Origin of the sequence: Streptomyces sp. CT34 (assembly GCF_000805335.1) — a bacterium.
Taxonomy (GTDB): domain Bacteria; phylum Actinomycetota; class Actinomycetes; order Streptomycetales; family Streptomycetaceae; genus Streptomyces.
On sequence record NZ_KN708638.1, the window covers coordinates 5,055,372 to 5,079,911 of the forward strand.

23 protein-coding genes, 1 pseudogene and 1 riboswitch are annotated in these 24,540 nt (G+C 72.7%); of the genes and pseudogenes, 12 read left to right on the forward strand and 12 right to left on the reverse strand.

Features of this window, described 5'->3' with window-relative positions:
• Nucleotides 1–124: 124 nt before the first annotated feature.
• Nucleotides 125–1,330 (reverse strand): ornithine--oxo-acid transaminase, encoded by a 1,206-nt coding sequence (gene rocD, locus RZ84_RS22145; RefSeq protein WP_043265746.1) that lies wholly within the window; start codon nucleotides 1,328–1,330, stop codon nucleotides 125–127.
• Between the two features lie 170 nt (nucleotides 1,331–1,500).
• Nucleotides 1,501–1,591: riboswitch (ZMP/ZTP riboswitch) on the forward strand.
• Between the two features lie 38 nt (nucleotides 1,592–1,629).
• Between rocD and glyA the strand changes: the two genes are divergently transcribed.
• The 3 genes from glyA to RZ84_RS22160 all read left to right on the forward strand — a co-directional run bounded on the left by glyA (nucleotide 1,630) and on the right by RZ84_RS22160 (nucleotide 4,759).
• Entirely contained in the window at nucleotides 1,630–2,946 is a 1,317-nt protein-coding gene (glyA, locus tag RZ84_RS22150; RefSeq protein ID WP_043265747.1) for a serine hydroxymethyltransferase, read from the forward strand.
• 77 nt (nucleotides 2,947–3,023) lie between these two features.
• Nucleotides 3,024–4,037, forward strand: coding sequence for a tryptophan--tRNA ligase (gene trpS, locus RZ84_RS22155; protein WP_043265748.1), 1,014 nt, complete (start codon nucleotides 3,024–3,026; stop codon nucleotides 4,035–4,037).
• A 113-nt stretch (nucleotides 4,038–4,150) separates the two neighbouring features.
• The gene (locus RZ84_RS22160) at nucleotides 4,151–4,759 is read left to right on the forward strand and encodes a 2'-5' RNA ligase family protein (RefSeq protein WP_043265749.1); all 609 of its coding nucleotides are present in this window, start codon (nucleotides 4,151–4,153) and stop codon (nucleotides 4,757–4,759) included.
• Nucleotides 4,760–4,781: 22 nt separating this feature from the next.
• Here the strand turns inward: RZ84_RS22160 and RZ84_RS22165 are convergent, their stop codons facing one another.
• On the reverse strand, nucleotides 4,782–5,537 hold the full coding sequence (locus tag RZ84_RS22165; RefSeq protein ID WP_043265750.1) for a decaprenylphospho-beta-D-erythro-pentofuranosid-2-ulose 2-reductase: 756 nt from the start codon (nucleotides 5,535–5,537) through the stop codon (nucleotides 4,782–4,784).
• A gap of 10 nt (nucleotides 5,538–5,547) precedes the next feature.
• Complete coding sequence (locus RZ84_RS22170; protein ID WP_043265751.1) at nucleotides 5,548–6,930, reverse strand: FAD-binding oxidoreductase; 1,383 nt, start codon at nucleotides 6,928–6,930, stop codon at nucleotides 5,548–5,550.
• Between the two features lie 243 nt (nucleotides 6,931–7,173).
• Between RZ84_RS22170 and RZ84_RS22175 the strand changes: the two genes are divergently transcribed.
• The 4 genes from RZ84_RS22175 to RZ84_RS22190 are packed head-to-tail and all read left to right on the forward strand — an operon-like array spanning nucleotide 7,174 to nucleotide 10,322.
• Nucleotides 7,174–7,737 carry a phosphatase PAP2 family protein gene (locus RZ84_RS22175; protein WP_043265752.1) on the forward strand — a complete coding sequence of 188 codons (564 nt, stop codon included), beginning with the start codon at nucleotides 7,174–7,176 and terminating at the stop codon, nucleotides 7,735–7,737.
• Nucleotides 7,730–8,701, forward strand: a complete 972-nt coding sequence (locus tag RZ84_RS22180) for a decaprenyl-phosphate phosphoribosyltransferase (protein ID WP_043265753.1) — start codon at nucleotides 7,730–7,732, stop codon at nucleotides 8,699–8,701. Before RZ84_RS22175 ends, RZ84_RS22180 begins: the two co-directional genes overlap by 8 nt.
• 44 nt (nucleotides 8,702–8,745) lie before the next feature.
• The gene (locus RZ84_RS22185; protein WP_043265754.1) at nucleotides 8,746–9,228 is read left to right on the forward strand and encodes a GtrA family protein; all 483 of its coding nucleotides are present in this window, start codon (nucleotides 8,746–8,748) and stop codon (nucleotides 9,226–9,228) included.
• A complete protein-coding gene (locus RZ84_RS22190) occupies nucleotides 9,225–10,322 on the forward strand; it encodes a YihY/virulence factor BrkB family protein (RefSeq protein WP_043265755.1) in 1,098 nt (365 codons plus the stop codon). The genes RZ84_RS22185 and RZ84_RS22190 overlap by 4 nt, the downstream gene beginning before the upstream one ends.
• A gap of 186 nt (nucleotides 10,323–10,508) precedes the next feature.
• Here RZ84_RS22190 and RZ84_RS22195 read toward each other — a convergent pair whose 3' ends face one another.
• Nucleotides 10,509–11,993: a D-alanyl-D-alanine carboxypeptidase family protein gene (locus tag RZ84_RS22195; protein ID WP_078894075.1), complete on the reverse strand. Its 1,485-nt coding sequence runs from the start codon at nucleotides 11,991–11,993 to the stop codon at nucleotides 10,509–10,511.
• Nucleotides 11,994–12,817: 824 nt separating this feature from the next.
• Nucleotides 12,818–13,081 carry an SCO4848 family membrane protein gene (locus RZ84_RS22200; protein ID WP_043265756.1) on the reverse strand — a complete coding sequence of 88 codons (264 nt, stop codon included), beginning with the start codon at nucleotides 13,079–13,081 and terminating at the stop codon, nucleotides 12,818–12,820.
• A gap of 590 nt (nucleotides 13,082–13,671) precedes the next feature.
• Between RZ84_RS22200 and RZ84_RS22205 the strand changes: the two genes are divergently transcribed.
• From RZ84_RS22205 to RZ84_RS22215, 3 genes are all read left to right on the forward strand, one after another.
• The gene (locus RZ84_RS22205; protein ID WP_043265757.1) at nucleotides 13,672–13,980 is read left to right on the forward strand and encodes a hypothetical protein; all 309 of its coding nucleotides are present in this window, start codon (nucleotides 13,672–13,674) and stop codon (nucleotides 13,978–13,980) included.
• A 46-nt stretch (nucleotides 13,981–14,026) separates the two neighbouring features.
• Nucleotides 14,027–15,526, forward strand: a complete 1,500-nt coding sequence (locus RZ84_RS22210; RefSeq protein ID WP_043265758.1) for a hypothetical protein — start codon at nucleotides 14,027–14,029, stop codon at nucleotides 15,524–15,526.
• A gap of 189 nt (nucleotides 15,527–15,715) precedes the next feature.
• On the forward strand, nucleotides 15,716–16,234 hold the full coding sequence (locus tag RZ84_RS22215; RefSeq protein WP_043265759.1) for an FBP domain-containing protein: 519 nt from the start codon (nucleotides 15,716–15,718) through the stop codon (nucleotides 16,232–16,234).
• A gap of 101 nt (nucleotides 16,235–16,335) precedes the next feature.
• Here RZ84_RS22215 and RZ84_RS22220 read toward each other — a convergent pair whose 3' ends face one another.
• Nucleotides 16,336–17,109: an alpha/beta fold hydrolase gene (locus RZ84_RS22220; protein ID WP_043265760.1), complete on the reverse strand. Its 774-nt coding sequence runs from the start codon at nucleotides 17,107–17,109 to the stop codon at nucleotides 16,336–16,338.
• A 188-nt stretch (nucleotides 17,110–17,297) separates the two neighbouring features.
• On the opposite strand from RZ84_RS22220, the gene RZ84_RS22230 reads away from it, so the two are divergent.
• Nucleotides 17,298–17,741, forward strand: coding sequence for a MerR family transcriptional regulator (locus RZ84_RS22230; protein WP_052230091.1), 444 nt, complete (start codon nucleotides 17,298–17,300; stop codon nucleotides 17,739–17,741).
• 162 nt (nucleotides 17,742–17,903) lie between these two features.
• On the opposite strand, the pseudogene RZ84_RS41550 reads toward RZ84_RS22230, so the two are convergent.
• The 6 genes and pseudogenes from RZ84_RS41550 to RZ84_RS22255 all read right to left on the reverse strand — a co-directional run.
• Nucleotides 17,904–18,005, reverse strand: a pseudogene (locus tag RZ84_RS41550) (HAD family hydrolase); the annotation flags it as partial.
• Between the two features lie 137 nt (nucleotides 18,006–18,142).
• Complete coding sequence (locus RZ84_RS22235) at nucleotides 18,143–18,916, reverse strand: succinate dehydrogenase iron-sulfur subunit (protein WP_043265763.1); 774 nt, start codon at nucleotides 18,914–18,916, stop codon at nucleotides 18,143–18,145.
• The gene (gene sdhA, locus RZ84_RS22240; RefSeq protein WP_043265764.1) at nucleotides 18,916–20,670 is read right to left on the reverse strand and encodes a succinate dehydrogenase flavoprotein subunit; all 1,755 of its coding nucleotides are present in this window, start codon (nucleotides 20,668–20,670) and stop codon (nucleotides 18,916–18,918) included. Before sdhA ends, RZ84_RS22235 begins: the two co-directional genes overlap by 1 nt.
• Nucleotides 20,671–20,703: 33 nt before the next feature.
• Nucleotides 20,704–21,192, reverse strand: coding sequence for a succinate dehydrogenase hydrophobic membrane anchor subunit (locus RZ84_RS22245; protein ID WP_043265765.1), 489 nt, complete (start codon nucleotides 21,190–21,192; stop codon nucleotides 20,704–20,706).
• 6 nt (nucleotides 21,193–21,198) lie between these two features.
• Entirely contained in the window at nucleotides 21,199–21,579 is a 381-nt protein-coding gene (gene sdhC, locus RZ84_RS22250) for a succinate dehydrogenase, cytochrome b556 subunit (RefSeq protein ID WP_043265766.1), read from the reverse strand.
• Between the two features lie 182 nt (nucleotides 21,580–21,761).
• The gene (locus tag RZ84_RS22255) at nucleotides 21,762–22,319 is read right to left on the reverse strand and encodes a 2-oxo-4-hydroxy-4-carboxy-5-ureidoimidazoline decarboxylase (RefSeq protein ID WP_078894079.1); all 558 of its coding nucleotides are present in this window, start codon (nucleotides 22,317–22,319) and stop codon (nucleotides 21,762–21,764) included.
• Nucleotides 22,320–22,714: 395 nt separating this feature from the next.
• Between RZ84_RS22255 and RZ84_RS22260 the strand changes: the two genes are divergently transcribed.
• Nucleotides 22,715–24,418 (forward strand): beta-N-acetylhexosaminidase, encoded by a 1,704-nt coding sequence (locus tag RZ84_RS22260; protein WP_043265767.1) that lies wholly within the window; start codon nucleotides 22,715–22,717, stop codon nucleotides 24,416–24,418.
• The last annotated feature ends 122 nt before the right edge of the window (nucleotides 24,419–24,540 follow it).

Genomic DNA, 24,540 nt, shown 5'->3' on the forward strand with positions numbered 1-24,540 from the left:
GCAGTGCTGTTCGTGCCTGAGGGCAGTGGTGCCGTGAAGGCGTGCCCGTTTCCCTGCTCGGCCTGCCGCCGGGCGGGCCGGCAGGTGCCCGGCGGGCCGCCCGGCCCTGACCCGCCCGTCGCCCCTACGCCCCCAGCACCCCCCGCAACCGTCCCAACCCCCAGTCCAGGTCCTCCTTGCTGATCACCAGCGGTGGGGCGATCCGGATCGTCGCGCCGTGGGTGTCCTTGACCAGGACGCCGCGGGCCAGCAGCCGTTCCGAGACGGCGCGGCCGTCGCCGCGCGACGGGTTGATGTCCACCCCGGCCCACAGGCCGCGCCCGCGGACCGCGTCGACCGCGCCGCCGTCCACCAGCGGCGCCAGTTCGCGGTGCAGGTGGTCGCCCAACTCCGCGGCCCGCTGCTGGAATTCGCCGGTGCGGAGGATCGCGATGACCTCCAGCGCGACGGCGCAGGCGAGCGGGTTGCCGCCGAACGTGGAGCCGTGCTCGCCGGGCCGGAACAGTCCGAGCACCTCGCGGGAGGACACCACCGCCGACACCGGCACCACACCGCCGCCCAGCGCCTTGCCGAGTACGTACACGTCGGGCACCACGCCCTCGTGCTCGCAGGCGAAGGTCCTGCCCGTACGGCCCAGGCCGGACTGGATCTCGTCGGCGATGAAGAGCACGTTCCGGTTCCGGGTCAGTGCGCGGACCCCGGGCAGATAGCCGGGCGGCGGTACCAGGACGCCCGCCTCGCCCTGGATCGGCTCCAGCAGCACCGCCACCGTGTCGTCGTCGACCGCCGCCTCCAGCGCCGCCAGGTCGCCGTACGGCACGATCGCGAAACCGGGGGTGTACGGGCCGAAGTCGGCGCGCGCCTCGGGGTCGGTGGAGAAGGAGACGATGGTCGTGGTGCGGCCGTGGAAGTTGCCGCCGGCGACGATGATCTTCGCGCGGCCGTCCGGGACGCCCTTGACCCGGTAACCCCACTTGCGGGCCGTCTTGATCGCGGTCTCGACGGCCTCGGCGCCGGTGTTCATCGGCAGCACGAGTTCCATCCCGCAGAGCTCGGCGAGCTGGGTGCAGAAGTCGGCGAAGCGGTCGTGGTGGAAGGCGCGGGAGGTGAGGGTGACCCGCTCCAGCTGGGTGCGTGCGGCGTTCAGCAGGCGGCGGTTGCCGTGCCCGAAGTTCAGCGCGGAGTACCCGGCGAGCAGGTCCAGATAGCGCCGGCCCGCCACATCCGTCATCCAGGCGCCCTCGGCGGTGGCCACGACGACGGGGAGCGGGTGGTAGTTGTGCGCGCTGTGGGCCTCGGCGGCGGCGATGAATTCTTCCGGGGACGTCACGGGGACTCCGATCGGTAGGCCGTACGGGCCGGTGCGGTGGTACGGGCGGCTGCGCTCCGGCCCCGGCAGCCGTGCTCCGGCCCCCTCCCATTGTTCCCGCCGGGCGGGAAGGGCGCCCGGTCAGGCCGTACGGGCCCGAACGCATCGGGCGGGCAGCCCGTAGACTTCCCGGTGCGCACCGCGACTGGCGTACGGGGAAGCGACCCCGAGGGAGCGGTGCGCGGCGACAGACGCGAGGTGCCGCCCGCCTGGGTACCCCGGGACCACGACCGACCCGATCGATCGCCCCGGAGGACGCCATGACGGCACATCCCCCCGCCCATCCCGCGCCGCCTGCCCCCGCCCATCCCGCCCTGCGGACCGCCGATCCCGAACTCGCCGCGCTGATCGGCGCCGAGGAGCGGCTCCAGGCCGACACCCTGCGGCTGATCCCCAGCGAGAACTACGTCTCGGCCGCCGTGCTGGAGGCCACCGGCACCGTCCTGCAGAACAAGTACAGCGAGGGGTACCCGGGCCGCCGCTACTACGAGGGCCAGCAGAACATCGACCTCGTGGAGACCCTGGCCGTCGAGCGCGCCAGGGCCCTCTTCGGCGTCGAGCACGCCAACGTCCAGCCGTACTCCGGCTCGCCCGCCAACCTCGCCGCCTACCTGGCCTTCGCCGCGCCCGGCGACACCGTGCTGGGCATGTCGCTGCCGATGGGCGGGCACCTCACGCACGGCTGGGGCGTCTCGGCGACCGGGACGTGGTTCCGCGGCGTGCAGTACGGCGTCCGCGGCCCTGTGACATCGGAAGGGGGCGGCCGGATCGACTTCGACGAGGTCCGCGACCTGGCCCGTAAGGAGCGCCCGAAGATCATCTTCTGTGGCGGCACGGCCGTGCCGCGCACCATCGACTTCGCCGCCTTCGGCGAGATCGCCCGCGAGGTCGGCGCGGTGCTGGTCGCCGACATCGCCCATATCGCCGGCCTGGTGGCGGGCGGCGCCCACCCCTCGCCGGTCCCGCACGCCGACGTGATCGCGACCACCACCCACAAGACCCTGCGCGGTCCCCGCGGCGCCATGCTGATGTCCCGCGCCACGCACGCCAAGGCCATCGACAAGGCCGTCTTCCCCGGCCTCCAGGGCGGCCCGCACAACCACACCACCGCCGCCATCGCGGTCGCCCTGCGCGAGGCCGCCGCCCCCTCCTTCCGGGACTACGCGCACGCCGTCGTCGCCAACGCCAAGGCGCTCGCCGAGGCGCTGCTGGCCCGCGGCTTCGACCTGGTCTCCGGCGGTACCGACAACCACCTGGTGCTGATCGACCTCACCTCCAAGGAGGTCCCGGGCAAGGTCGCCGCCAAGGCGCTGGACCGGGCCGGGATCGTCGTGAACCACAACACCGTCCCCTTCGACCCCCGCAAGCCCTTCGACCCGTCCGGGATCCGGATCGGCACCCCGTCGCTGACCTCGCGGGGACTGGGGACCGAGCAGATGCCGCGGGTCGCGGAGTGGATCAACCGGGGCGTCTCGGCCGCCGCCAAGGGCGACGAGGAGGCGCTGGCGGCGATCCGCACCGAGGTGGCGGAGCTGATGGCCGCGTATCCGGCGCCGGGCCTCGCCACCGCCGGCTGAGCGGCCCGGTGAGCGTCGGCCGAGCAGGCCGGCGACCGCCCGCCGGGGAGTACCGCGGACCTGAGACAATCGGTGCCATGGCTCACCATCGTCCGCGTGTACTCTCCGGTATTCAGCCCACGGCCGGCTCCTTCCACCTCGGCAACTACCTCGGTGCGGTGCGCCAGTGGGTGGCGATGCAGGAGTCCCACGACGCGTTCTACATGGTGGTCGACCTGCACGCGATCACCGTTCCGCAGGACCCGGCGGAGCTGCGCCGCAACACCCGGGTCGCCGCCGCCCAGCTGCTGGCCGCCGGCCTCGACCCGGAGCGCTGCACGCTCTTCGTGCAGAGCCATGTGCCCGAGCACGCGCAGCTCGCCTGGGTCATGAACTGCGTCACCGGCTTCGGCGAGGCGTCCCGGATGACGCAGTTCAAGGACAAGTCGGCCAAGCAGGGCGCGGACCGCACCACGGTCGGCCTGTTCACCTACCCGGTGCTGATGGTCGCCGACATCCTGCTCTACCAGGCCGACCAGGTGCCGGTCGGCGAGGACCAGCGCCAGCACCTGGAGCTGACCCGCGACCTCGCCGAGCGCTTCAACACCCGCTTCGGCCAGACCTTCACGATGCCGAACCCGTACATCGTCAAGGAGACGGCGAAGATCTTCGACCTCCAGGACCCGACGATCAAGATGAGCAAGTCGGCGTCCTCGCCCAAGGGCATCGTCGACCTCCTCGACGACCCCAAGGTCACCGCGAAGAAGATCAAGAGCGCCGTCACCGACACCGACACGGTGATCCGCTTCGACCGCGAGGCCAAGCCCGGCGTCAGCAACCTGCTCACCATCCTGTCCACCCTCACCGGCCAGGACATCCCCTCGCTGGAGCGTTCCTACGAGGGCAAGATGTACGGCGCGCTGAAGACCGACCTGGCAGAGGTGATGGTCGACTTCGTCACACCGTTCCGGGACCGTACGCAGGAATATCTGGACGACCCCGAGACGCTGGACACGATCCTGGCCAAGGGCGCCGAGAAGGCCCGCGCGGTGGCGGCCGAGACCCTCGCCACCGCCTACGACCGGATCGGGTTCCTGTCGGCCAAGCGCTGACCGAACCGGACAGGGCCGGGGACGCCGCCACGTAAGGTGCGTCCCCGGCACACTGAGCAGGAAGCGTGGGCGCCCGCGCGGGGCGCACCGCGAACGTCAGGAGGGAGAACGCAGTGGGGACCGTCACGCTCGGCGTTTCGCTCGCGGTCCCGGAGCCGCACGGCAGCTTCCTCCAGCGGAAGCGCGAGAGCTTCGGGGACCCGGCCGCCTCCGGCATCCCCACCCACATCACCCTCCTCCCGCCGACCGAGGCCGACGCCGCGGCACTCCCCGGCATCGAACGGCACCTCGCCGAGGTGGCCGCCGCCTGCCACCCCTTCCCGCTCCGCCTGGAGGGCACGGACACCTTCCGGCCGCTCTCGCCCGTCGTGTTCGTGAAGCTGGCCGAGGGGGTGGGCGCGTGCACCGTCCTCCAGGCCCGGGTGCGCGCCGCCTCCGGGCCGTGCGCCCGCGAGCTCCAGTTCCCGTACCACCCGCACGTCACCGTCGCGCACGGCATCGCCGAGGACGCCATGGACCGCGCGCAGGCCGAGCTCGCGGACTTCTCCGCCACCTGGACGGCCGGCGGCTTCGCGCTCTACGAGAAGGGGCCCGACGAGGTCTGGCGCCTGGAGCGCGAGTATCCGTTCGCCGGCGCGGGCCGCACCGGCGGTCCCGCGGTGGCGGTGCCCCGGCAGCCCGGCCAGGCGGACCGCTCGCGCCCGCCCGCGCCCTCCCGCTGAGCGGACGCCCGCCCCGGCCGGCTCACAGCGGCAGCCGGCGGAACACCGCCCGCGGCACATGCCGCAGCACCGCCATCACCCCGCGCAGCGCCCCCGGCACCCACACCACCTCGCTGCGCCGCCGCAGCCCGTGCTCGATCGCCTCGGCGACCGCCTCCGGCGTGGTCGCCAGCGGCGCGGCGGGCAGCCCGGCCGTCATCTTGGTGTGCACGAAGCCGGGGCGGACGACCAGTACGTGCACGCCGGTACCGTGCAGCGCGTCGCCGAGGCCCTGGGCGAGGGCGTCCAGGCCCGCCTTGCTGGAGCCGTAGACGAAGTTCGAGCGGCGGGCCCGTTCACCGGCGACCGAGGACAGCACCACGAGGGAGCCGTGGCCCTGGCGGCGCAGCGCACGGCCGCAGATCAGCGCGGCGGACAGCGCGCCGGTGTAGTTGACGGCGGCCACCCGGACCGCGCCGGCCGGCTCCCGCTCGTCGCGCGGCTGGTCGCCGAGCACACCGAACGCCAGCAGCACCATGTCGAGGTCGCCCTCGGCGAAGACCTTGCCGAGCACCTCCTCGTGGCGGTCGGTGTCCAGCGCGTCGAACGGGACGGTACGGACCTCCGCGCCGAGTGCGCGCAGCCGCCCGGCCGACGCCTCCAGCGCCGGGGAGGGCCGCCCGGCCAGCCAGATGGTGCGGGTGCGCCGGGCGGCCAGGCGCGCGGCGGTGGCCAGCCCGATCTCCGAGGTGCCGCCGAGGACGAGGAGGGACTGGGGGCTGCCGAAGGCGTCTTTCATGGGAGCGTCCTCACGGGTGGGTCCGGAGCCGGTGGGCGATGCCGAGCCGGCGGGCGAGGTCCGAGGTGAAGACCCCGCGCGGGTCGAGCTCGGCGCGCAGGGCGCGGAAGTCGGGGAGCCGGGGGTACATCGCGGTGAGCAGGTCGGGCCGCAGCCGGGAGTCCTTCGCCAGGTAGACCCGGCCGCCGGCCGCCGCGACCCGCTCGTCCAGCTCGTCCAGGAAGCCGCCCAGGCCCGGCAGCCCGGCCGGCACGTCCAGCGCCAGCGTCCACCCCGGGGCCGGGAACGACAGCCAGCCCGGATCGGCGGCCCCGAAGCGTTTGAGGACCGCGAGGAAGGACGGGCAGCGCCGGTCCGCGATCCGCAGCACGATCCGGCGCAGCGCGTCCTCCTGGCCGTACGGCACGACGAACTGGTACTGGACGAAGCCGCCGTGCCCGTAGACGCGGTTCCAGTACGGCAGCCCGTCCAGCGGGTGGAAGAAGGCGGCGAGCCTGCGGAGTTCACCGGTGCGGTGGAGCGGTGCGGTGCGGTACCAGAGCGCGTTGAAGAGCGCGACGGACTGCCGGTTGAGCAGCCCCCGCGGCAGGTGGCGCGGGGTGGGCGGCAGCTGCGCCGGGCGGAAGGCGAGCGGATCGCGGCGGGCGCGCGGCGGCAGCGCGCCCGCGGGTGCGTGGTCGCCGCGGGTGAGGACCGCCCGGCCCAGTGTCCGGCCGCGCGCCAGCAGGTCGATCCAGGCGACGGAGTAGCGGTAGCGGTGGTCCCCGGCGTCCAGACGGGACATCACATCGTCCAGGTCCCGGGCGCGTTCGGTGTCCACCGTCATCAACGAGGTCTGTACGGGCAGGAGTTGGACGGTCGCGGCGAGGACGACACCGGTCAGCCCCATTCCGCCGCAGGTGGCGGCGAAGAGGTCGGAGCCCGGGGCCGCGGTGCGCACCTCGCCGTCCGCGGTGAGCAGTTCAAGGGATCGCACATGCCGGGAGAAGGAGCCCGCGACATGGTGGTTCTTGCCGTGGATGTCGGCACCGATGGCGCCGCCGACGGTCACATAGCGGGTCCCCGGCGTGACCGGTACGAACCACCCCAGCGGCAGCAGCACCCGCATCAGCCGGTGCAGGCTCACGCCCGCTTCGCAGACCACCACCCCCGCCTCCGCGTCGACGGACCGGATGCGGTCCAGGCCCGTCATGTCCCAGACGGTGCCGCCGGCGTTCTGCGCGGCATCGCCGTACGCCCGGCCGAGCCCGCGCGGAATGCCGCCGCGCGGGCCGCAGCCGTGCACCGCGGCGACCGCCTCGGCCACCGAGCCGGGCCGGACGATCCGGGCCGCGGTGGGGGCGGTGCGGCCCCAGCCGGTGAGGGTGCGGGACGCGATGTCGGGTAGCGGCATGGCAGCGACGGTAGTGCCGCGGACCCGGAGGGATCTGCCCGGGTAACCGCATGTTTCCCCGACTCGCTCCGAAAAGAGTGATTAATGGCGTGGATGGGCTAATCACCGGGAAACCCGGCCCCCGGCCAGAGACAGTCGGAAGGGACCACGACCACCGCCCGCCGAGCCCCCTGCCCGAAAACCCTGCCCGCCGAGACCCATACCGCCGACGCCCCGACCCGCAGACGCCCTCATGGAGACCGGATGGACCACCGCCTGCTCCTGGCCCTGCGCGACTGCGGCACGAACCCGCGGATCGCGACCGCCGCCCGCGCCCTCTCCCGTATCGGCGAACACGGCGCGCTGTGGCTCGCCGCCGCACTCGCGGGCGCCGCCGCCGACCGGCCGCGGCGCGCCGCCTGGCTGCGCGGCACCGCCCTGATCGGCACCGCCCACCTGGCCGGCGCGGCCGTCAAACAGGCCGTCCGCCGCCCCCGCCCCCGCCTCCCGGACCGGCCGCCCCTCGTCGGCACGGTGGGCGGCCACTCCTTCCCCAGCGCACACGCCACCTCCGCCGCCGCGGCCGTCGTCGCGCTGCGCGGACTCGGCCCGCCCGGTACGCGCAGCGGCGCCGGTCTGCGGACCGCGCTGCCCGTCCTGGCCGGCGCGGTCTGCGTCTCCCGGGTGGTGGCCGGCGTCCACTACCCGACCGACATCGCGGCCGGCGCCGCCCTCGGCGCGCTCACCGCGCGGCTGGGGGCGGGATGGATGCACGCGGCGGCGGGGGTGCCGGGGACCGGCGCGGCGCGCGGCGGCCCCCATGGCTGAGCGCACCGCCCTCATCGACGACCAGCCGCGGCAGCCCGGCCCGTCGGCCGCCCCGGGAGCCGCGCCGGTCCGCCGCCCGCGCCCGCCGCGTCTGCCGCTCGCCCTGCTGCGCACCGCGCGCCCGCACCAGTGGGTCAAGAACGTTCTCGTGGCCGCCGCCCCGGCCGCCGCGGGCCGCCTCTTCCGTTGGCACACCCTCGCCCAACTGGCGCTGGTATTCGTCCTGTTCACCGCCGCCGCAGCCGCCGTCTACCTGATCAACGACGCCCGGGACGCCGCCGCCGACCGCGCCCACCCCGACAAGTGCCGCCGCCCGGTCGCCGCCGGCGAGGTCCCCGTCCCGCTCGCCCACGCCCTCGGCGGACTGCTCGCACTGCTCGCCCCGGCCGCCACCGCCGTCCTCTGCAACCCCGCGACGGCGGTGCTGATCGCCGTCTACGTCGCGATCCAACTCGCCTACTGCGTCCGCCTCAAGCACGTCCTCGTCGTCGATCTCGTCGTCGTCACCAGCGGCTTCCTGATGCGCGCGATGGCCGGCGGACTGGCGCTCGGGATCCCGCTCTCCCGCTGGTTCCTGATCACCGCGGGATTCGGCGCGCTGTTCATGGTCGCCGCCAAGCGCTACTCCGAGGCGGTCCGGATGGCCGGCGCGAAGGGCGAGACCCGGGCCCTGCTGCGCGAGTACACCGAGGGCTACCTCCGCTTCGTCTGGCAACTGGCCGCCGGCGGCGCGATGCTCGCGTACTGCCTGTGGGCCCTGGAGAGCGGCCGGCCGGACGCCGGCCTGCTGCCCTGGCGCCAGCTGTCGATGGTGCCGTTCCTGCTCGCCGTCCTGCGCTACGCGGTCTTCGCCGACCGGGGCACGGCCGGCGCCCCCGAGGACGTCCTCCTCCGCGACCGCGCCCTGGCCGCCATCGGCCTCGGCTGGCTCGCGGTGTACGCGATGGCCGTCGCCCACGTCTGACGTCTCCCCTCTCCGGAGGGAGGGGTATCCGCGGAGGAATTCCGATGAGCGAACGCCGCACTCCCCGGCCCGCCGCGGCCCCCGTGCGCCGCGGGCTCTGCGCCGAACTGCTCGGCTTCGCCCTCGCCGGCGGCTGTGCGTACGCCGTCGACCTGGCCCTGTTCGTGTGGCTGCGCGGTGCGGTCGGCGCCGGGCCGGTGTACGCGAAGACGCTGTCGTTCCTCGCGGGCTGCCTGGTCGCCTACGCGGGCAACGCCGCCGGCACCTACCGCGGCGCCGCCACGGACCACAGCCGCCCGCGGCAGCTCGGCGTCTTCGTCGTGGTGAACCTGGCCGGCGCCCTGGTCCAACTCCTCTGCCTGGGCGTCTCGCACTACCTGCTCGGCCTGACCTCGGCGCGCGCCGATGTGGTCTCCGGCGCGGGCATCGGCATGGCGCTGGGTACGTGCCTGCGCTTCTGGGGTACGCGGAAGCTAGTGTTCCGGATCGGCCGGGACACCTGCCACGGGAGGGCGACGCGGGCATGAAGGGCGTACGGGGCGAACGGGGTGTTCCGGGGGACGGGAACGAGGACGGGAACGGCCACGGGGACGGCGGAGGGGATCGGAAAGGGGCCGGGGGAGGAGCCGGGGGACGGGACGGCGGGGCCCGCGAACGGCCGGAGTCCGGCGCGAGCGGTGAGCCCGGCGCGGACCGGGGGGCCGGCGAGGAGGCCAATCCGTTCGCCTGGCTGACGCGGCTCCCCGTCGTCGGCCCGCCGCTGGCCCCCGCCGTCGACCGGCTGCTCGCCACCCACCTCTGGCGCGCCTACGCGCGGATGCTCCGCGTCCACTGGACCCGGCTCGCCGCCGCCATCACCTTCACCAGCTTCATCGCGCTCTTCCCGCTGCTCACCGTCGCCGCCGCGATCGGCGCCGCCACCCTCACGGACGGGCAACTGCACAAGCTGGAGGCCAAGATCGCCGAGCAGATCCCCGGCATCTCCGGCCAACTCGACCTCGCCGCACTGGTCGAGAACGCCGGCACGGTCGGACTGATCGCCGGCGCGACCCTGCTCTTCACCGGCATCGGCTGGGTCCAGTCGCTGCGCGACTGCCTGCGTGCCGTATGGGAGGCACCCGAAGAGGAGGGCAATTTCTTCCTCGGCAAGCTCCGCGACGGCGCGCTGCTGCTCGGCCTCGGCGCGGTCGCCCTGGTCTCGGTCGGCTGTTCGGCCTTCGCGTCGGCGGCGGTCGGCAGGGTGGCCGAGGCGATGGGGCTGCCGGCCGGCGGCGCGGCCAGCGTCCTGCTGACGGCCGCCGGCTTCTGCATCGCGGTGCTCGCCGACTTCGTGCTGCTCGCGTACGTGCTGACCAAGCTCCCCGGCGCCCATCCGCCGCGCCGCGCCGTGATCATCGCCGGCCTCATCGGCGCGATCGGCTTCGAGCTGCTGAAGCTGCTGCTCAGCGGCTATCTGCGGGGCGTCGCGGCACGCAGCATGTACGGCGCGTTCGGCACCCCGATCGCGCTCCTCCTGTGGATCAACTTCACCGCGAAGCTGCTGGTCTTCTGCGCGTCCTGGACGGCGACCCGGCCTTCGGCGCCCCGGCGTTCGGGAGCGGGGCCCGCCTCCGGCGCCTAGTCCCTGTGCCTTGTCGTCAAACTCCCGTCGTCCGCCCGCAGGGCGGGGCGGGCGGCGTCCGGTGCAGCGAGAGCACGTGCAGGGCGGCGGCAGGCAGGCGGGGGTTTGACGACAGGGCCCAGCGCCGGTCCGAGCGCTCGCGGCGCTCGGACCGGGGGCGGGGGGCGGGCTCCGGCCCCGTCCGGCTCACTTCCGCCGATGGCCCCGGGAACCCCCGGAACCTCCGGGGCCCTCGGAACCTCCGGCGTCCCCGGGGCCCCCGGCGTCCGCGGGCCCCTCCGCACCGCCCCGGCGTGCCGCCGCCAGCGTCCGTCGCCTCCGTACCGCCACCGCGACCACGCTGAGCAGCACCAGCGCCCCGCCGGCGATCCCCGCTGCGGTCAGGGCGCCGCCCGAGCCGTCGGTGGAGTCCAGCGCGGCCTGCGCACTGCGGTCGCCGTCCTTCGTGCCGCCGCTGCCGCCGTTCGCGTCCTTCGGGTCGACCAGGTTGCCGACCGGTTCCACCTTGCCGTCCGCGGCGAAGCCCCAGTCGAAGAGCTTGGCGGCCTCCTTGTACGCCTCGTTGTGGACCCTCTTCTCCGGGTGCATGACCGTGACCAGGAGTTTGCGGTCACCGTGCTGGGCGACACCGGTGAACGTCGACCCGGCATTGGTCGTCGACCCGTTCTTCACCCCGGCGATTCCCGGATACGGCTTGATGTCGTAATCCCCGCTGAGCAGCCGGTTGGTGTTCTGGATCCCGAATGTCGCCCGCTTTCCGTCCTTGCCCTCGTCGCCCGGGAACTGTGCGCTGGCGGTGGAGCAGTACTCCCGGAAGTCGGCGTTCCGCAGTCCGGCCCGTGCGAAAAGGCTCAGGTCGTACGCGCTGGACACCTGCCCCGGCGCGTCATATCCGTCCGGGGTGACGACATGCGTATCGGTCGCGCTCAGCTCTTTCGCGCGCTGCTGCATCTCCTTGACCGTGGCCTCGGTCCCGCCGTTCATCGCGGAGAGCGTGTGCACCGCGTCGTTTCCGGACCGCAGGAATACCCCCAGCCACAGATCGTGGACGGTATAGGTGAGGTTCTCCTTTATCCCGACGAGGCTGCTGCCGGCGCCCATTCCCGCCAGGTCGGCCGCCTTGACCGTGTATTTCTTGGTCTTCGGGAATTTCGGCAGCACGGTGTCCGCGAACAGCATCTTCAGCGTGCTGGCGGGGGCGAGCTGCCAGTGCGGATTCTTGGCGGCCAGCACCTGTCCGGACTCGGCGTCCGACACGATCCACGAACGGGCGGTGATCTGGTCCGGCCCCGGAAGCTTCGGCGCCCCGTCCTTCGGCTGCACCTGTACGCCGGGCAGGCCCAGCCGGTCCCCGCCGACCTGCGACATCTTCGCGGGCGGCACCGGGGCCTTGGGCGGCTGCCCGCCGTCATGGGGCCGGGCGTACGCGGTGCCCGCCAGCAGTGGCGACGCCAGCAGCGCGGACGTCGCCAGCGCGGCGACCGCCCGTACGGGAGTACCCGAGCGCGACCCCGGGGACGGGGTCGCGCGCGGACCGGCGGACCGGGCCGGTCGGCCGTCGGGCGCGGCGGAATCGGAGTCGGGACCGGAGGCGGCACCCGCGGCGGAAGCAGAGAAGGTCGTCGGCACGTCCGTGAACGTACCCGCCCTGAGCCGCATCGCCGAACGCATGCCACGGAAGAGTGCCCCTCCCGACGGCCGGATGGAGCCGCGGTCGGCAGGGGAACCCGTGAAGCTCTCGCGCCCCGTGTCCTGGTTCCCGCTCGCCTTCGGGGCGGGGAGCTGGTGCATCTGGTTCACCTTTCACAAACAACTAACCGTCACGGCCCGGGGACCGGTCGAAAGGGCAGGTCAGAGCGCATGACACGGTGCGTGTCGGGGCCCGGCGGCGAGCACCTGGCCACGGTTCGCACCGCCGCGTACGGCCGACGGTCCGCCGCGTACGCCGGGCGGTCCGCCGCGTACGCCTGACGGTCCACGGCACGCCCCGACGCCTCCGAAGCGTCGCCCGAAGCGCGGGTCGCCGCCGCTGGGGCGCCGGCCGGCGGTCGGGGTCGGCAGGTGGTCCACAGGTTCAAAGACGCCGGCCGGTCCCGTGAGGATCCCGAAGCCCTCGGTCAGCGACGTGAATCACTCAGGGACGCGGGGCGCGCCGGCGAGGTCGACGTGGGCAGGGCAGGTCCGCACCGAGGGCCCGACGAACCGGTCAGGTGACGGGCGACCATGGAGCGGTGGGCGGGCAACCGTGGAGCAGCAGGCGGACACCCATGGGGCAGCAGGCGGACGCCCGTGGGGCAGCAGGCGGGCAACCAGGGAGCGGCACCGGGCGTCCGAGGGCGGCAACCGCCCGCCCGGACAGTGGAGTTGGGCACCGTGACCGCGCCGGCCGTCCGGACTCCGGGCCGGGCACCGCCCTCGCAACCTGTTCGGGTGAGCCCGCCCCACCGGTCGGTCCGCCGGTCGGTCCGCCGGTCGGTCCGCCGCGCGGGCCCCGCTCAGCCCTCCGCGGGAGCCTGCTGTGCCGACTCCCGGCGGAGTGCGCGAAGACCCCGGAGCCCGATAACGCCGATTGCGGTCCCCAGAATGAACGACACGATGGCCAGGGCGAGGTGGACCCAGAAATACGCGGTGGGGTTCCCGTGATCGAAGGCCAGTCCGCTGGCGTCCTTGATCAAATTCTTGACGAAGGTCACCCAGACCACCCATGACCAGGCGCCGAAGGCGAGCAGGAACCAGGAGACGGGGCGGCTGAGCTTCATGGGAATGTGTCCTCTGCTGCGGGGAGCCTTGCCCTGCCAGTATCCGACCGGCGGCACCGTGCCCTGCCGTCGGGGGTGCTCATCGTGAGTTACGGGCGAATCCCTTAGTTACGGGCGAATCCCTTCGCCCGGAAGCCCCGGAAGGGTGCCGGCGGCTCGCGCTCGACGGTGCCGGATGATCCGGCCGCGCGCTTCCGGGTTCGCCGGCGGCTCGGCGTGCTGTCCCCGCCCCGCCCTGCCCCGCCTCCCGCCCGGCACTGCCGCGCGCAGAGTTGACTGACGGTAAGTCAGCATGCCTACCAGCAGGCCCGGTTGAACAGTATGGGATGGGGGCTCCGCGCTACGGATCGCGCCGTGGTGGGTATGAGGAGTACGGGCGAGCGGGGGCCCTGCGGACCCTTGGTAACGACCTGTCTGTCAATGGCATTCGGAAATCGCCATGAATCGGACAGTTCACGACTTCCGATCTTGCTATTCGGACCGCCGACTCCCTAATCTGGATTGTCTTTACGGTGTCCTTAACGCGGTGGCTTCGCGGGGCGGTGCGAAGGAGCGGGCAGGGCGCGCGGGGAACGGGGAGAGCAGCGGAAATGGCTGAGCAGTTCAAGGTCGACCTGGAAGAGCTGGACACCGTCGTACGCCGGCTCAGGCGCCTTCAGCGCGATATGGACGACCCCGGCCAGAAGGTGAAGTACAGCACGACGATCCCGAAGTCGGCGTTCGGGATCGATTTCCTGGAGGCGGGGGAACTCGCCGGCGCGCACGACAACATGCAGGAGTACATGTCGCAGGTCATCGCGGCGCTCCAGGAGCTCCTCCACAAGTTCGGGGAGAAGACCGAGGCCAGCCGGGGCGCGTACGAGGACCTGGAGCACACCACCAGGTCCATGAACGGCTGACTCCGTGGCGGCGCGGCGGCGAGAGTGACGACGAAGGGGGGCGGGCGTGGCTGACGCCCGGCAGGAGTACGGCAGCGCCGGGGCGGCGGCGCAGCGGCGCACGGAGGCGGAGCGGGAGGAGCGGCTCGCGTCGCTCGCGGGGCAGGCCCACACCCCGCGTTCCCCGTCCGGTTTCCAGCACCGGACCATCGACGAGCTCCGGCGGATGATCGAGAACGCCAACCCGGCGGCCGTCGACACGGCGGGCCTGCACTGGCGCTCCGCCGCCGACGGGATCGGCGGCCAGGACGGACACGGCGGCATCCGGAAGTCCTTCCTGGACGCCGTCGACCACGCCTCGGCGCACTGGGAGGGCTCGGCGGCCCAGGCGTTCCGCAGGGAAGCGGCCAAGGTCCTGGCGAAGATCGACCGGACGTATGCGCACGCCAGGGTCGTGGAGCGCACCCTGGTCGGCACCCGGGGCACCGGGCCCGAGCACGGCGTCGCCCACAATCTGCGCGAGGCCAAGCAGGCCATGGCGAAGATCCACGACCCGGGCACGGCCGGCAGTGCGCTGGAGGCCGGCGACGACAGCCAGTTCCAGCGGGACATGGCCAACCCCAAGATGGACACCCGCACGGCGCTGGAGCTCAACCGGGGCAGCCTGCCCATGAGCAAGCAGCGCCAGGTCGAGGCGGCCATCGTGATGGACGAGCTGGCCGCCAACTACCACGGTCACGCCAAGGTCCTCAGGGAGAGCTACGACCCGCGGGGTGTGGCCGGCGACTGGCCCAAGCACCCCTCGTCGAGCCCGTCGCCGGCCCCCGTGAACGTGTCGGTGGCGGGTGGCAGCGTGGAGCACCAGCCGGCGCGGCAGGCGCCCAACGGCGCGGGCGGCGGTGCCGTGCCGGCCGGGTTCGACGGCCCCAAGGCCAGCCGGCCCGAGGTGCCGACCACCACCGGTCTGGCCGGTGTGCAGGGCGGCACCCTCGCCCCGCCGCACGGCGGCACCGGCGCGGTCGGGGCGGTCGGCGCGGTCGGTCCCGTTGGTGCCGGCACGCCGGGCGGCGGGCACGGCGGGGTCTCCGGTCCGGGCGGTGGCTTCCCCGCCGGCGCGATTCCGCCGGGCGTCCTCGCCATACCGGGCGCCGGTACGGGCTCCGGCAGCCCGCGCGCGACCGGGGGCGGGGTCCGCAACCCCGGTGCCCGCACCGCCGGGCGTCCCGGTGGCACGGCCGGTGGCACGGCCGGTGGCGGCGCGGTGCCGGCCGGCGGCGGCGCCAAGGGCCGGGCGGGCGCGCCGGGTTCGGCCGCCGGACGCGGTGGTGCGCCGGCGCGGGCCCGCGGTGGCGCGGCCGGCACACCGGGCGGTCCGGCGGGCGGCACCCGGCAGGGCGGATCCGCGCTCCACCGCAGCCGCGGCGGTGCGAAGGCGGCCGAAGCGGGCACCCAGGGGAAGGGCAAGGCCGAGAAGGAGCGCACCGGTGGGCAGCGGCCGGACCACCTCATCGAGGACGAGGAGCCCCGCGCGCCGGAGCGCACGGTGGCGCCCCGCGTCATCGAGTAGTCGGGAGTACCCGTAGCACCGGGAGTACCGGGAGCACGCGTAGTACCGGGAGCACGCGTAGTACCGGGACACCGGAGTACCCGGAGCACCGGGAGCGGACGGCGCCGCCACCGCCGACCCGGCGTGCGGCGCCCGGCGGGGGATAAATCGGGAGACGGCCTCCCGGCCGCCCTGTTAGCTTCCCCGTCCATGGACCCCGTAGGTGAAAAAGCGATACGTACCTCCTTCGTCAACTGCTCGAAAGGCGAGGCGAACCGGATCAATCTGCCGGCACTGCCGGACGTCTCCTGGGGGGACCTGGACTTCCTGGGGTGGCGTGACCCGGGCGCCCCGGACCGCAGCTATCTGGTCGCGCCGCGCGGTGACGGGCTGATCGGCGTCACGCTGCGGGTGCCGCAGGGCGTACGGCGGACCTTCACCAAGACGACGGTGTGCTCGGTCTGCCTGACGGGGCACCCCGGTTCCGGGGTCAGCCTGCTCGCCGCCCGCCGCGCCGGTCCCGCGGGCCGCCAGGGCAACACTGTGGGGACGTACCTCTGCGCCGACCTCGCCTGCTCCCTTTACGTCCGCGGGCGCAAGCGGTCCCAACTGGCCGGCCGGCACGAGGAGACGCTTCCGCTGGCGGAGCGGATCGCCCGTACGGTGCGGAACCTGGACGCCTTCCTGGACAAGGTCCTGGAGGGCGAGCACCGGGGGCCCGCCAAGTAGACGGCCCCGGCTCCCGGCCCCCGACCCCGGCCCCGGCCCCCGACCCCGGGGGCCCGGCCCGCCCGCCGGTCCCCGGGCGCTGCCCACGGCCCGCGCGCTGCTCACAACCCGTGCTCGGCGAGGAAGTCCGTGATCAACGCCCGCCACTCCGCGCCCCGTTCCACCATCGGCAGATGGCCGCTCGCGATCTCCGCGTACGCGGCTCCCGGTATGTGGTCGGCCAGGTAACGGGAGTGGTCGGGGTGCAGCAGCCCGTCCCGCGTCGTGGCGATGACCAGGGTCGGGACCGAGATGCCCGGGAGGTCGGCGGTGGTGTCCACGGCCCGGACGAGGGCCGCCTGCTCGGCCGAGCCGCGCGGCGGCAGTGCCGGGTCCGGATCGAGAACGGCCGCCAGTTCGGCCGGCGGCAGCGCACTGAGGTACTCGGGCGCCAGCCCGCTCAGCGCGCGGGCCTGCGCGAATCCGGCGTAGTCGCCCCGGTCCAGGAGGCTCAGCCACAGGTCCAGCCAGATCCGCGCACGGGCGTCCGGCTTCGCCAGGCCCGCGGTCAGGACGAGGCCGCGCACCCGTTCGGGGTGGCGCGCGGCGGCCCGTACGGAGACCGCGGTGCCCATGGAGAAGCCGATCAGGGTGAAGGTCTCCAGGCCCGCCGCGGTGGCCAGCGTGACCACCGCGTCGGCCAGCGCGTCCAGCTCCAACGGGCCGGTGGCGCGCGGGGTTTCGCCGGACCCCGGGTAGTCGGGGGCCACCACGCGGTGGCCGGAGGCGGTGAGAGCGGGGATGAGGGTGCCGTAGTTGTCCCGGACGCTGCCGGTCGCGCCGTGGGCGAGCAGCACGCCGGGGCCGGCGGCCGGGCCGGCGAGGGCGGTGGACAACGGCGGCAAAGCAGCCGGCACGGAACCCGAACCGGAACCCGAACCGGAACCGGAAGCGGACGTCGGAGAGGAAGCGGACGGAACCTGCGATACGGGATTTCGCGAAACGGGAATCTGCGTCATGCGGAAGACGTTGCCGTTTGACACCGGTGTCAAGGTCAAGCCGGCCCGGGGGAGAGGAGCACCACATGACGGACGCGGCGCGACAGCAGACCGGGAAGCGGCCGGCGGACCGGGTGCGCATCGGCGAACTGGCCCGCCGCGCCGGCGTCAGCACCCGTGTGCTGCGCTACTACGAGCAGCGCGGCCTGCTCCCTGCCGAACGTGACACGAACGGCTACCGAACCTACGCCCCCGACGCCGTCGAGGCCGTTGCCCGCATCCGCGAACTGCTCGCCACCGGCCTGAACACCGAGTCCATCCGCGCCCTGCTCCCCTGCGCCCAGGGCGGCCCGGGATTGCAGCCCTGCACGTTGTCGTGGCGCGTCGTGGAATGCCAAATGGTTCAACTCGACACAGAAATAGCCGAGTTGCAGCAACGTCGTGCCGCCCTGGAGGCGTACGCCGAGACCATGCGCAAACGCCGCGCCCAGGACGAGGCACCGGCGACGATGGCACTACGGGAGGCGTGACGATGCGCGCGCCTCACGGGGCCCGGCCCGCCCCGCGGCGCGCACGACGACCTGCCCGCGACTGCCCCTCGCGAGGTGATGTGCCATGTGATGCGCCAACAGCCACTGGCAGTCCCGGGCGAGCTGGTGCAGCTGAACGTGCGCCGAACTCCGGGTCCTGCAAAGTGTGTGCCGACTGACGCCGAGCCAGTCGGCACACGCGCCCCACCCGCGGTCGTCGCGGATGAGGGTTTCACCTACGTCGAACGCCACCGCACGGATCACGCGGGCAGCCTACGCCGGGGCAGCTCGCGCCCATGGCCGCTGCCTGGCCGTACGGTCCGCGACACGGCAGAGCGCCCCGCCCCTGCCGAAGCAGGCGCGGGGCGCTCAGCCAAGTCCCGCAGGGCTCGACCCGGCCGTCAGAAGCGGCGGGTGATCAGCGCCCGCTTGACCTCCTGGATCGCCTTGGTGACCTCGATACCGCGCGGGCAGGCGTCCGTGCAGTTGAAGGTCGTACGGCAACGCCAGACGCCGTCCTTGTCGTTGAGGATTTCGAGCCGCTGCTCGCCGCCCTCGTCGCGCGAGTCGAAGATGAAGCGGTGCGCGTTGACGATCGCCGCCGGGCCGAAGTACTGGCCGTCGTTCCAGAACACGGGGCACGAGGTGGTGCAGGCCGCGCACAGGATGCACTTGGTGGTGTCGTCGAAGCGCTCGCGGTCCTCGGCGGACTGGAGGCGCTCGCGGGTCGGCTCGTTGCCGGTCGTGATCAGGAAGGGCATCACGTCCCGGTACGCCTGGAAGAAGGGCTCCATGTCGACGACAAGGTCCTTCAGCACCGTCAGGCCCTTGATGGCCTCGACGGTGATCGGCTTCTCGGGGTTGATGTCCTTGATCAGCGTCTTGCAGGCCAGGCGGTTGCGGCCGTTGATGCGCATGGCGTCGGAGCCGCAGATGCCGTGGGCGCAGGAGCGCCGGAAGGTCAGCGAACCGTCCTGGTCCCACTTGATCTTGTGGAGGGCGTCCAGGACGCGCTCCTTGGGGTCGATCTCCAGCTGGAAGTCCTGCCAGCCGGCGTCCTCCGAGACCTCCGGGTTGAACCGGCGGATCCGGAAGGTGACGCTGATCAGGTGCGAAGCGTCGTTCTCGGCCGCGTCCAGGGCCGCGGAGTGCTTGTCGATGGTCGGGGTGCTCATCAGTACTTACGCTCCATCGGCTGGTAGCGGGTCTGCACGACCGGCTTGTAGTCGAGCCGGATCGACTCGGAGCCGTCTGCGCCCACCTCGCGGTACGCCATGGTGTGCCGCATGAAGTTGACGTCGTCGCGGTTGGGGTAGTCCTCGCGGTAGTGGCCGCCGCGGGACTCCTTGCGGGCGAGGGCCGACACCGCCATGACCTCGGCCAGGTCGAGCAGGTTGCCCAGCTCGACGGCCTCCAGCAGGTCGGTGTTGAACCGCTTGCCCTTGTCCTGGATCGCCACGTTCCGGTAGCGCTCGCGCAGTTCGGCGATCTTCTCGACCGCGGTCTTGATGGTCTGCTCGGTACGGAACACCATCACGTTGGCGTCCATGGTCTCCTGGAGCTCCTTGCGGATCTCGGTGACCCGCTCGCCTCCGGTGGAGTTGCGCAGCCGCTCCACCTGGTCGGCGACGAGCTTCGCCGGGTCCTCGGGAAGCTCGACGAAGTCGGCGGTGGCCGCGTACTGCGCGGCGGCGATGCCGGCCCGGCGGCCGAAGACGTTGATGTCCAGAAGGGAGTTGGTGCCCAGGCGGTTGGCGCCGTGCACGGAGACGCAGGCGACCTCGCCGGCGGCGTACAGGCCCGGGACGACGGTGGTGTTGTCGGCCAGCACCTCGCCCTCGACGTTGGTCGGGATGCCGCCCATGGCGTAGTGCGCGGTCGGCTGGATCGGGATCGGGTCCGTGTAGGGCTCGATACCGAGGTAGGTCCGCGCGAACTCGGTGATGTCCGGGAGCTTGGCGTCCAGCTGCTCCGGCGGCAGGTGCGTCAGGTCCAGGTAGACGTGGTCGCCGTCGGGACCGCAGCCGCGGCCCTCGCGGATCTCCGTGTAGATGGAGCGCGAGACGACGTCACGCGAGGCGAGGTCCTTCATGACGGGCGCGTACTTCTCCATGAAGCGCTCGCCGTCCTTGTTGCGGAGGATGCCGCCCTCGCCGCGCGCACCCTCGGTCAGCAGGATGCCCATCCGCCAGATGCCCGTCGGGTGGAACTGGAAGAACTCCATGTCCTCCAGCGGCAGTCCGCGGCGGTACGCGGCGGCCTGGCCGTCACCGGTCAGGGTGTGCGCGTTGGAGGTCACCTTGAAGAACTTGCCGGTGCCGCCGGACGCGAAGATGATCGCCTTCGCCTGGAAGACGTGGATCTCGCCGGTCGCCAGCTCGTACGCGACGACGCCCGCGGACTTCTTGACGCCGTCGACGTCCTGGAGCAGCAGGTCGAGCACGTAGAACTCGTTGAAGAACTCCACGCCCTCCTTGACGCAGTTCTGGTACAGCGTCTGGAGGATCATGTGGCCGGTGCGGTCCGAGGCGTAGCAGGACCGGCGGACCGGGGCCTCACCGTGGTTGCGGGAGTGGCCGCCGAAGCGGCGCTGGTCGATCGTGCCGTCCGGGGTGCGGTTGAACGGAAGGCCCATCTTCTCCAGGTCGAGGACCGAGTCGATGGCCTCCTTCGCGAGGATCTCGGCGGCGTCCTGGTCGACCAGGTAGTCGCCGCCCTTGATCGTGTCGAAGGTGTGCCACTCCCAGTTGTCCTCCTCGACGTTCGCGAGGGCGGCGGCCATACCGCCCTGGGCGGCGCCGGTGTGGGAGCGGGTCGGGTAGAGCTTCGTCAGCACGGCGGTGCGGCTGCGCTTGGTCGACTCGATGGCCGCGCGCATGCCGGCGCCGCCGGCGCCGACGATGACGGTGTCGTACTTGTGGATCTTCATTGATTGGTACCTCGGTCCCTCGTGGCCCGGCGCCTAGCGGATGTTCGGGTCGAAGGTGAAGATCACCAGCGTGCCCAGAAGGACGGTGAACACCGTGGCGGTGTAGAGCAGCATCTTCAGCCAGAAGCGGGTGTTGTCCCGCTGCGCGTAGTCGTTGATGACGGTGCGCAGGCCGTTGGCGCCGTGCAGCATGGCGAGCCAGAGCATGCACAGATCCCAGCCTTGCCAGAACGGCGAGGCCCAGCGGCCGGCCACGAAGGCGAAGCCGATCTTGGAGACGCCGCCGTCGAGCACCAGCTGGATCAGCAGGTGGCCGAGGACCAGGACGACGAGCACGATGCCGGACAGCCGCATGAACAGCCAGCCGTAGAGCTCGAAGTTGGTGCGGGTCGCCTTCGGGGTCTTGGCGGTGCGCTTGCGCGGCGGCTCGATGACCGGTGCGGGGTTGTCCACGTCGTAGAGCGAGACGCCGTCGGACGCGCCTCCCGCGGTGGCACCTGCGGTGGTGGATTCAGCAGACATCTCGCGTCAGCTCCCGAACAGCGTGCGCAGCGTGTGCTGGAGCACGGGGTAGAAGGCACCGGCCATCAGCACGACCCAGACACCGACAACGGTCCACAGCAGCTGCTTCTGGTACTTCGGGCCCTTGGACCAGAAGTCCACCGCGATGACCCGGAGACCGTTGAGCGCGTGGAAGAGGATGGCGGCGACCAGGCCGTACTCCATCACGTTGACGATGGGCGTCTTGTATGTCGCAACGACGTTGTCGTACGCGTCGGGCGAGACGCGTACGAGAGCGGTGTCGAGGACGTGGACGAACAGGAAGAAGAAGATGAGGACGCCGGTGACTCGGTGAGCCACCCAGGACCACATGCCTTCCCGGCCGCGGTACAGCGTTCCAGCCGGCACGGAAGAACCCTCCGGGAGCGGGGACTAGGGCCGCGCCGGCTTCTGTGTCGGTCGGGCCCGGCCGGGTACGGTCCACCGGCCGCTCGTCATCGTATCGACGCGCTGTCGGTTCCTCGCGCGGGGGTCCTTAGGTGTGATCAAACAGGCACCAACGGGCTATCACACAAGTACGAAACGGGATATCACCGGCAATTGGCCGCAAGTCGCGCCAGTCGGCCGCGGGCCAGCCGGCGCAATTCCTCCGCGGTGACCGACCGCTCCTGGTCCGGTGCGTTGCCCAGCCGGGTGCGCAGCGCGTACAGCGTCCGGTCCAGCAGTTCCTCGTCTCCGTAGCCGTCCAGGCAGAGCGTGAAGACATGGCGGAAGCGGCGTTCGTACTCGGCGTGCGCGGCGCGCAGCGCGGTGGCGGCGGCGCGGGTACCGGGGCCGCGCTCGGCCCGCGGGAGCGGGGCGGCGGACTCGCGCGCGAGGGCCCCGGCCACCTCGGCCGCGGTGAGGTCGTAGCCGGCCTCGTCGCCGGCGGCCAGCAGGGAGCCCGGGTCCGGGTAGGGGCGGTGCGCGGCGATCCGCTCGGCCCAGCGGCGGCAGCCGCAGCACGCCAGCAGGGCGGCCACCGCGGCGTCGTGGGAGAGGGCGTTGAAGCGGTCGAGACCGCGCTGCTGGGGGTGCGCCGGCGGCGGCGCGATCCGGCTCTGCCAAGGTATGCCGCACCTCTGGAGGTGCGGATGCGGCCGCGTCATCGGGCGGGCGGCCGGGGTGTCGCCGGACAGCGTGGGCTCCTCGGACGGATGAGATCGGATGCGAAGGGGTCTGTTCGACGGGTGCGGAAGGGGCGACTGACGGAAGCTGGAGGGGCGCTTGAACGGAAATGAACGAAAAGCCTGATACGTACGGAAGTGGAGGCGGGTGCGGTGATCTGACCGACGATGACGATGCGGCACCCGGCGGATTTCCGGCGGTCCAGCAGCCCCCCGGAAGGGGGTGAGCGGCGGATTGCCCACGCTAACGACGCTTGTCGGCCACTGTCCGATGGATGCGCGATTTTCACCCGGATGAGAGAGCTTTTGCGCGCTCGGTGGACAGCCCGTTCCGCGCTCCTGGCAATACCTTCGCCCCGAAAAGTGAGGATTGCACGATGTCGAACCCGATGCGGCTGCCGCAGTTCCTGCGGCCCTCGGCCTCCCCGCCGTCCCCTCGGAAGCGCCGCCGCAGCAGCGGCCCGGCGGCCCGGTCCGCGGCGCTGGCCGCCCCGGTGCTCGCCGGAGCGCTGCTGCTCGGCGGCTGCTCGGGGGCGGCCGATTCCCAGTCCCCGGGGCGCGTCGCCTCCGAAGGCCGTGCCGCGCCCACCCCGACCTGGGCGAAGGTGACCGGTCCGCCGCACATCGTCCCGGCCGTACGGGAGTTCCGCCCGGCCGACGGAATCGGCTGGCGTCCGTCCAAGGGCGCCAGGGTGGTGGTACCGGCCGGGGAGAAGAGCACCGTCGCCGGTGAAGCGCAACTCATGGCCAAGGATCTCGGCGGGCTCCAGGTTGTGTGGGGAGAGCAGACCGTACGGCCCGGGGACGTCGAGGTGAAGCTCACCGGGAAGGACACCGGCCGGCCGGACACCGCACCGCCCGCGCGCACCGCCGACGAGTCCTACACCCTCACCGCCCGCGGCACCCGGCTCACCCTCACGGCCCCCACCGGCGCCGGAATCTTCAACGGCACCCGCACCGTCAAGCAGGCCGTCCGCACGGCCGGCGGGCTCCCCGAGGGCACCATCGACGACCGCCCGGACCGACCGGAGCGCGGGATGATGCTGGACAACGCCCGCAAGCCGTTCACCGCGGACTGGATCGAGGCCCGCATCCGGCAGCTCGCCGACCTCAAGCTCAACGAGCTCCAGCTGCACTTCTCCGACGACCAGGGCTTCCGCATCCAGAGCGACAGCCACCCCGAGATCGTCTCCGCGGACCATCTGACCAAGGGCCAGGTGCGCCACCTGGTGAAGGTCGGGCAGAGCCTGCACGTCTCGGTCATCCCGGAGATCGACTCGCCCGGCCACCTCGGCGCCGTGCTGGACCACTATCCCGACCTCCAGCTCCGCAGCGCCTCCGGCAGGGTGGTGCGCGGTGCGATCGACATCTCCAACCCGAAGTCCGGCGAGCTGGTCGACTCGCTGCTGAAGGAGTACGCCCAGCTGTTCCCGGGTCCGTACTGGCACCTGGGCGGCGACGAGTACCAGGCGCTGACGGCGAGCGACCCGGCGTCGTCGTATCCGCAGCTCGCCAGGGCCGCGCGGGACAGGTACGGGTCCGGCGCCACCATCAAGGATCTGGCGACCGGCTGGCTCAACGACCGGCAGAAGACCGTCCAGGCGGCCGGCAAGAGCCGGATCGAAGCCTGGAACGACGGCTTCTTCGCGGACGGCAAGGTGGCCGCGGACAAGAACCGCACGGCCGTCTACTGGACCGGCAAGGAGATCGGCGCCCGCGACCCGGCCGGGTACCTCGACGAGGGCCGCACGGTGCTGAACGCCAACGACGAGTACCTCTACTACGTGCTCGGCGAGCCCAACAACTTCACCTATCCGACCGGTGAGCGGATCTACCGGAGCTGGACCCCGCGGGTGCTGCGCGGCACCTCCCCGGTGTCCGCGCCGGCGAGTGCGACCGGGCCCGACCGTATCCCGGGCGGGCGGTTCGCGGTCTGGTGCGACCACTCGCAGGCGCAGACCGCGCAGCAGATCGCGGACGGCATCCGGCTGCCGCTGGCGGCGCTGGCGCAGAAGACCTGGGACCCGCGGACCCCCGCGCTGTCCTGGGCGGACTTCAGGGCGCTGGCGAACCGGGTGTGAGCGCTCCGGGGAGAAGGACCGGAGACCGGATACGAGGGACGGCCGGGGCCGCCACCCCCCACAGGAGAGGCCCCGGCCGTCGCTCTCGGGGAGCCCGCGACGGGCTCCTAATCGTTACAGCG

Excerpts from the sequence above, each read along its gene's own strand:
- RZ84_RS22230 (WP_052230091.1), top strand. The coding sequence starts at position 17,298 with ATGACGGACGCGGCGCGACAGCAGACCGGGAAGCGGCCGGCGGACCGG.
- RZ84_RS22180 (WP_043265753.1), top strand. The coding sequence starts at position 7,730 with ATGGCTGAGCGCACCGCCCTCATCGACGACCAGCCGCGGCAGCCCGGC.
- RZ84_RS22165 (WP_043265750.1), bottom strand. The coding sequence starts at position 5,537 with ATGAAAGACGCCTTCGGCAGCCCCCAGTCCCTCCTCGTCCTCGGCGGC.
- glyA (WP_043265747.1), top strand. The coding sequence starts at position 1,630 with ATGACGGCACATCCCCCCGCCCATCCCGCGCCGCCTGCCCCCGCCCAT.
- RZ84_RS22215 (WP_043265759.1), top strand. The coding sequence starts at position 15,716 with ATGGACCCCGTAGGTGAAAAAGCGATACGTACCTCCTTCGTCAACTGC.
- RZ84_RS22185 (WP_043265754.1), top strand. The coding sequence starts at position 8,746 with ATGAGCGAACGCCGCACTCCCCGGCCCGCCGCGGCCCCCGTGCGCCGC.
- RZ84_RS22175 (WP_043265752.1), top strand. The coding sequence starts at position 7,174 with ATGGACCACCGCCTGCTCCTGGCCCTGCGCGACTGCGGCACGAACCCG.
- RZ84_RS22235 (WP_043265763.1), bottom strand. The coding sequence starts at position 18,916 with ATGAGCACCCCGACCATCGACAAGCACTCCGCGGCCCTGGACGCGGCC.
- RZ84_RS22255 (WP_078894079.1), bottom strand. The coding sequence starts at position 22,319 with ATGACGCGGCCGCATCCGCACCTCCAGAGGTGCGGCATACCTTGGCAG.
- RZ84_RS22260 (WP_043265767.1), top strand. The coding sequence starts at position 22,715 with ATGTCGAACCCGATGCGGCTGCCGCAGTTCCTGCGGCCCTCGGCCTCC.
- trpS (WP_043265748.1), top strand. The coding sequence starts at position 3,024 with ATGGCTCACCATCGTCCGCGTGTACTCTCCGGTATTCAGCCCACGGCC.
- RZ84_RS22200 (WP_043265756.1), bottom strand. The coding sequence starts at position 13,081 with ATGAAGCTCAGCCGCCCCGTCTCCTGGTTCCTGCTCGCCTTCGGCGCC.
- RZ84_RS22205 (WP_043265757.1), top strand. The coding sequence starts at position 13,672 with ATGGCTGAGCAGTTCAAGGTCGACCTGGAAGAGCTGGACACCGTCGTA.
- RZ84_RS22170 (WP_043265751.1), bottom strand. The coding sequence starts at position 6,930 with ATGCCGCTACCCGACATCGCGTCCCGCACCCTCACCGGCTGGGGCCGC.
- sdhA (WP_043265764.1), bottom strand. The coding sequence starts at position 20,670 with ATGAAGATCCACAAGTACGACACCGTCATCGTCGGCGCCGGCGGCGCC.
- RZ84_RS22195 (WP_078894075.1), bottom strand. The coding sequence starts at position 11,993 with ATGCGTTCGGCGATGCGGCTCAGGGCGGGTACGTTCACGGACGTGCCG.
- RZ84_RS22190 (WP_043265755.1), top strand. The coding sequence starts at position 9,225 with ATGAAGGGCGTACGGGGCGAACGGGGTGTTCCGGGGGACGGGAACGAG.
- RZ84_RS22245 (WP_043265765.1), bottom strand. The coding sequence starts at position 21,192 with ATGTCTGCTGAATCCACCACCGCAGGTGCCACCGCGGGAGGCGCGTCC.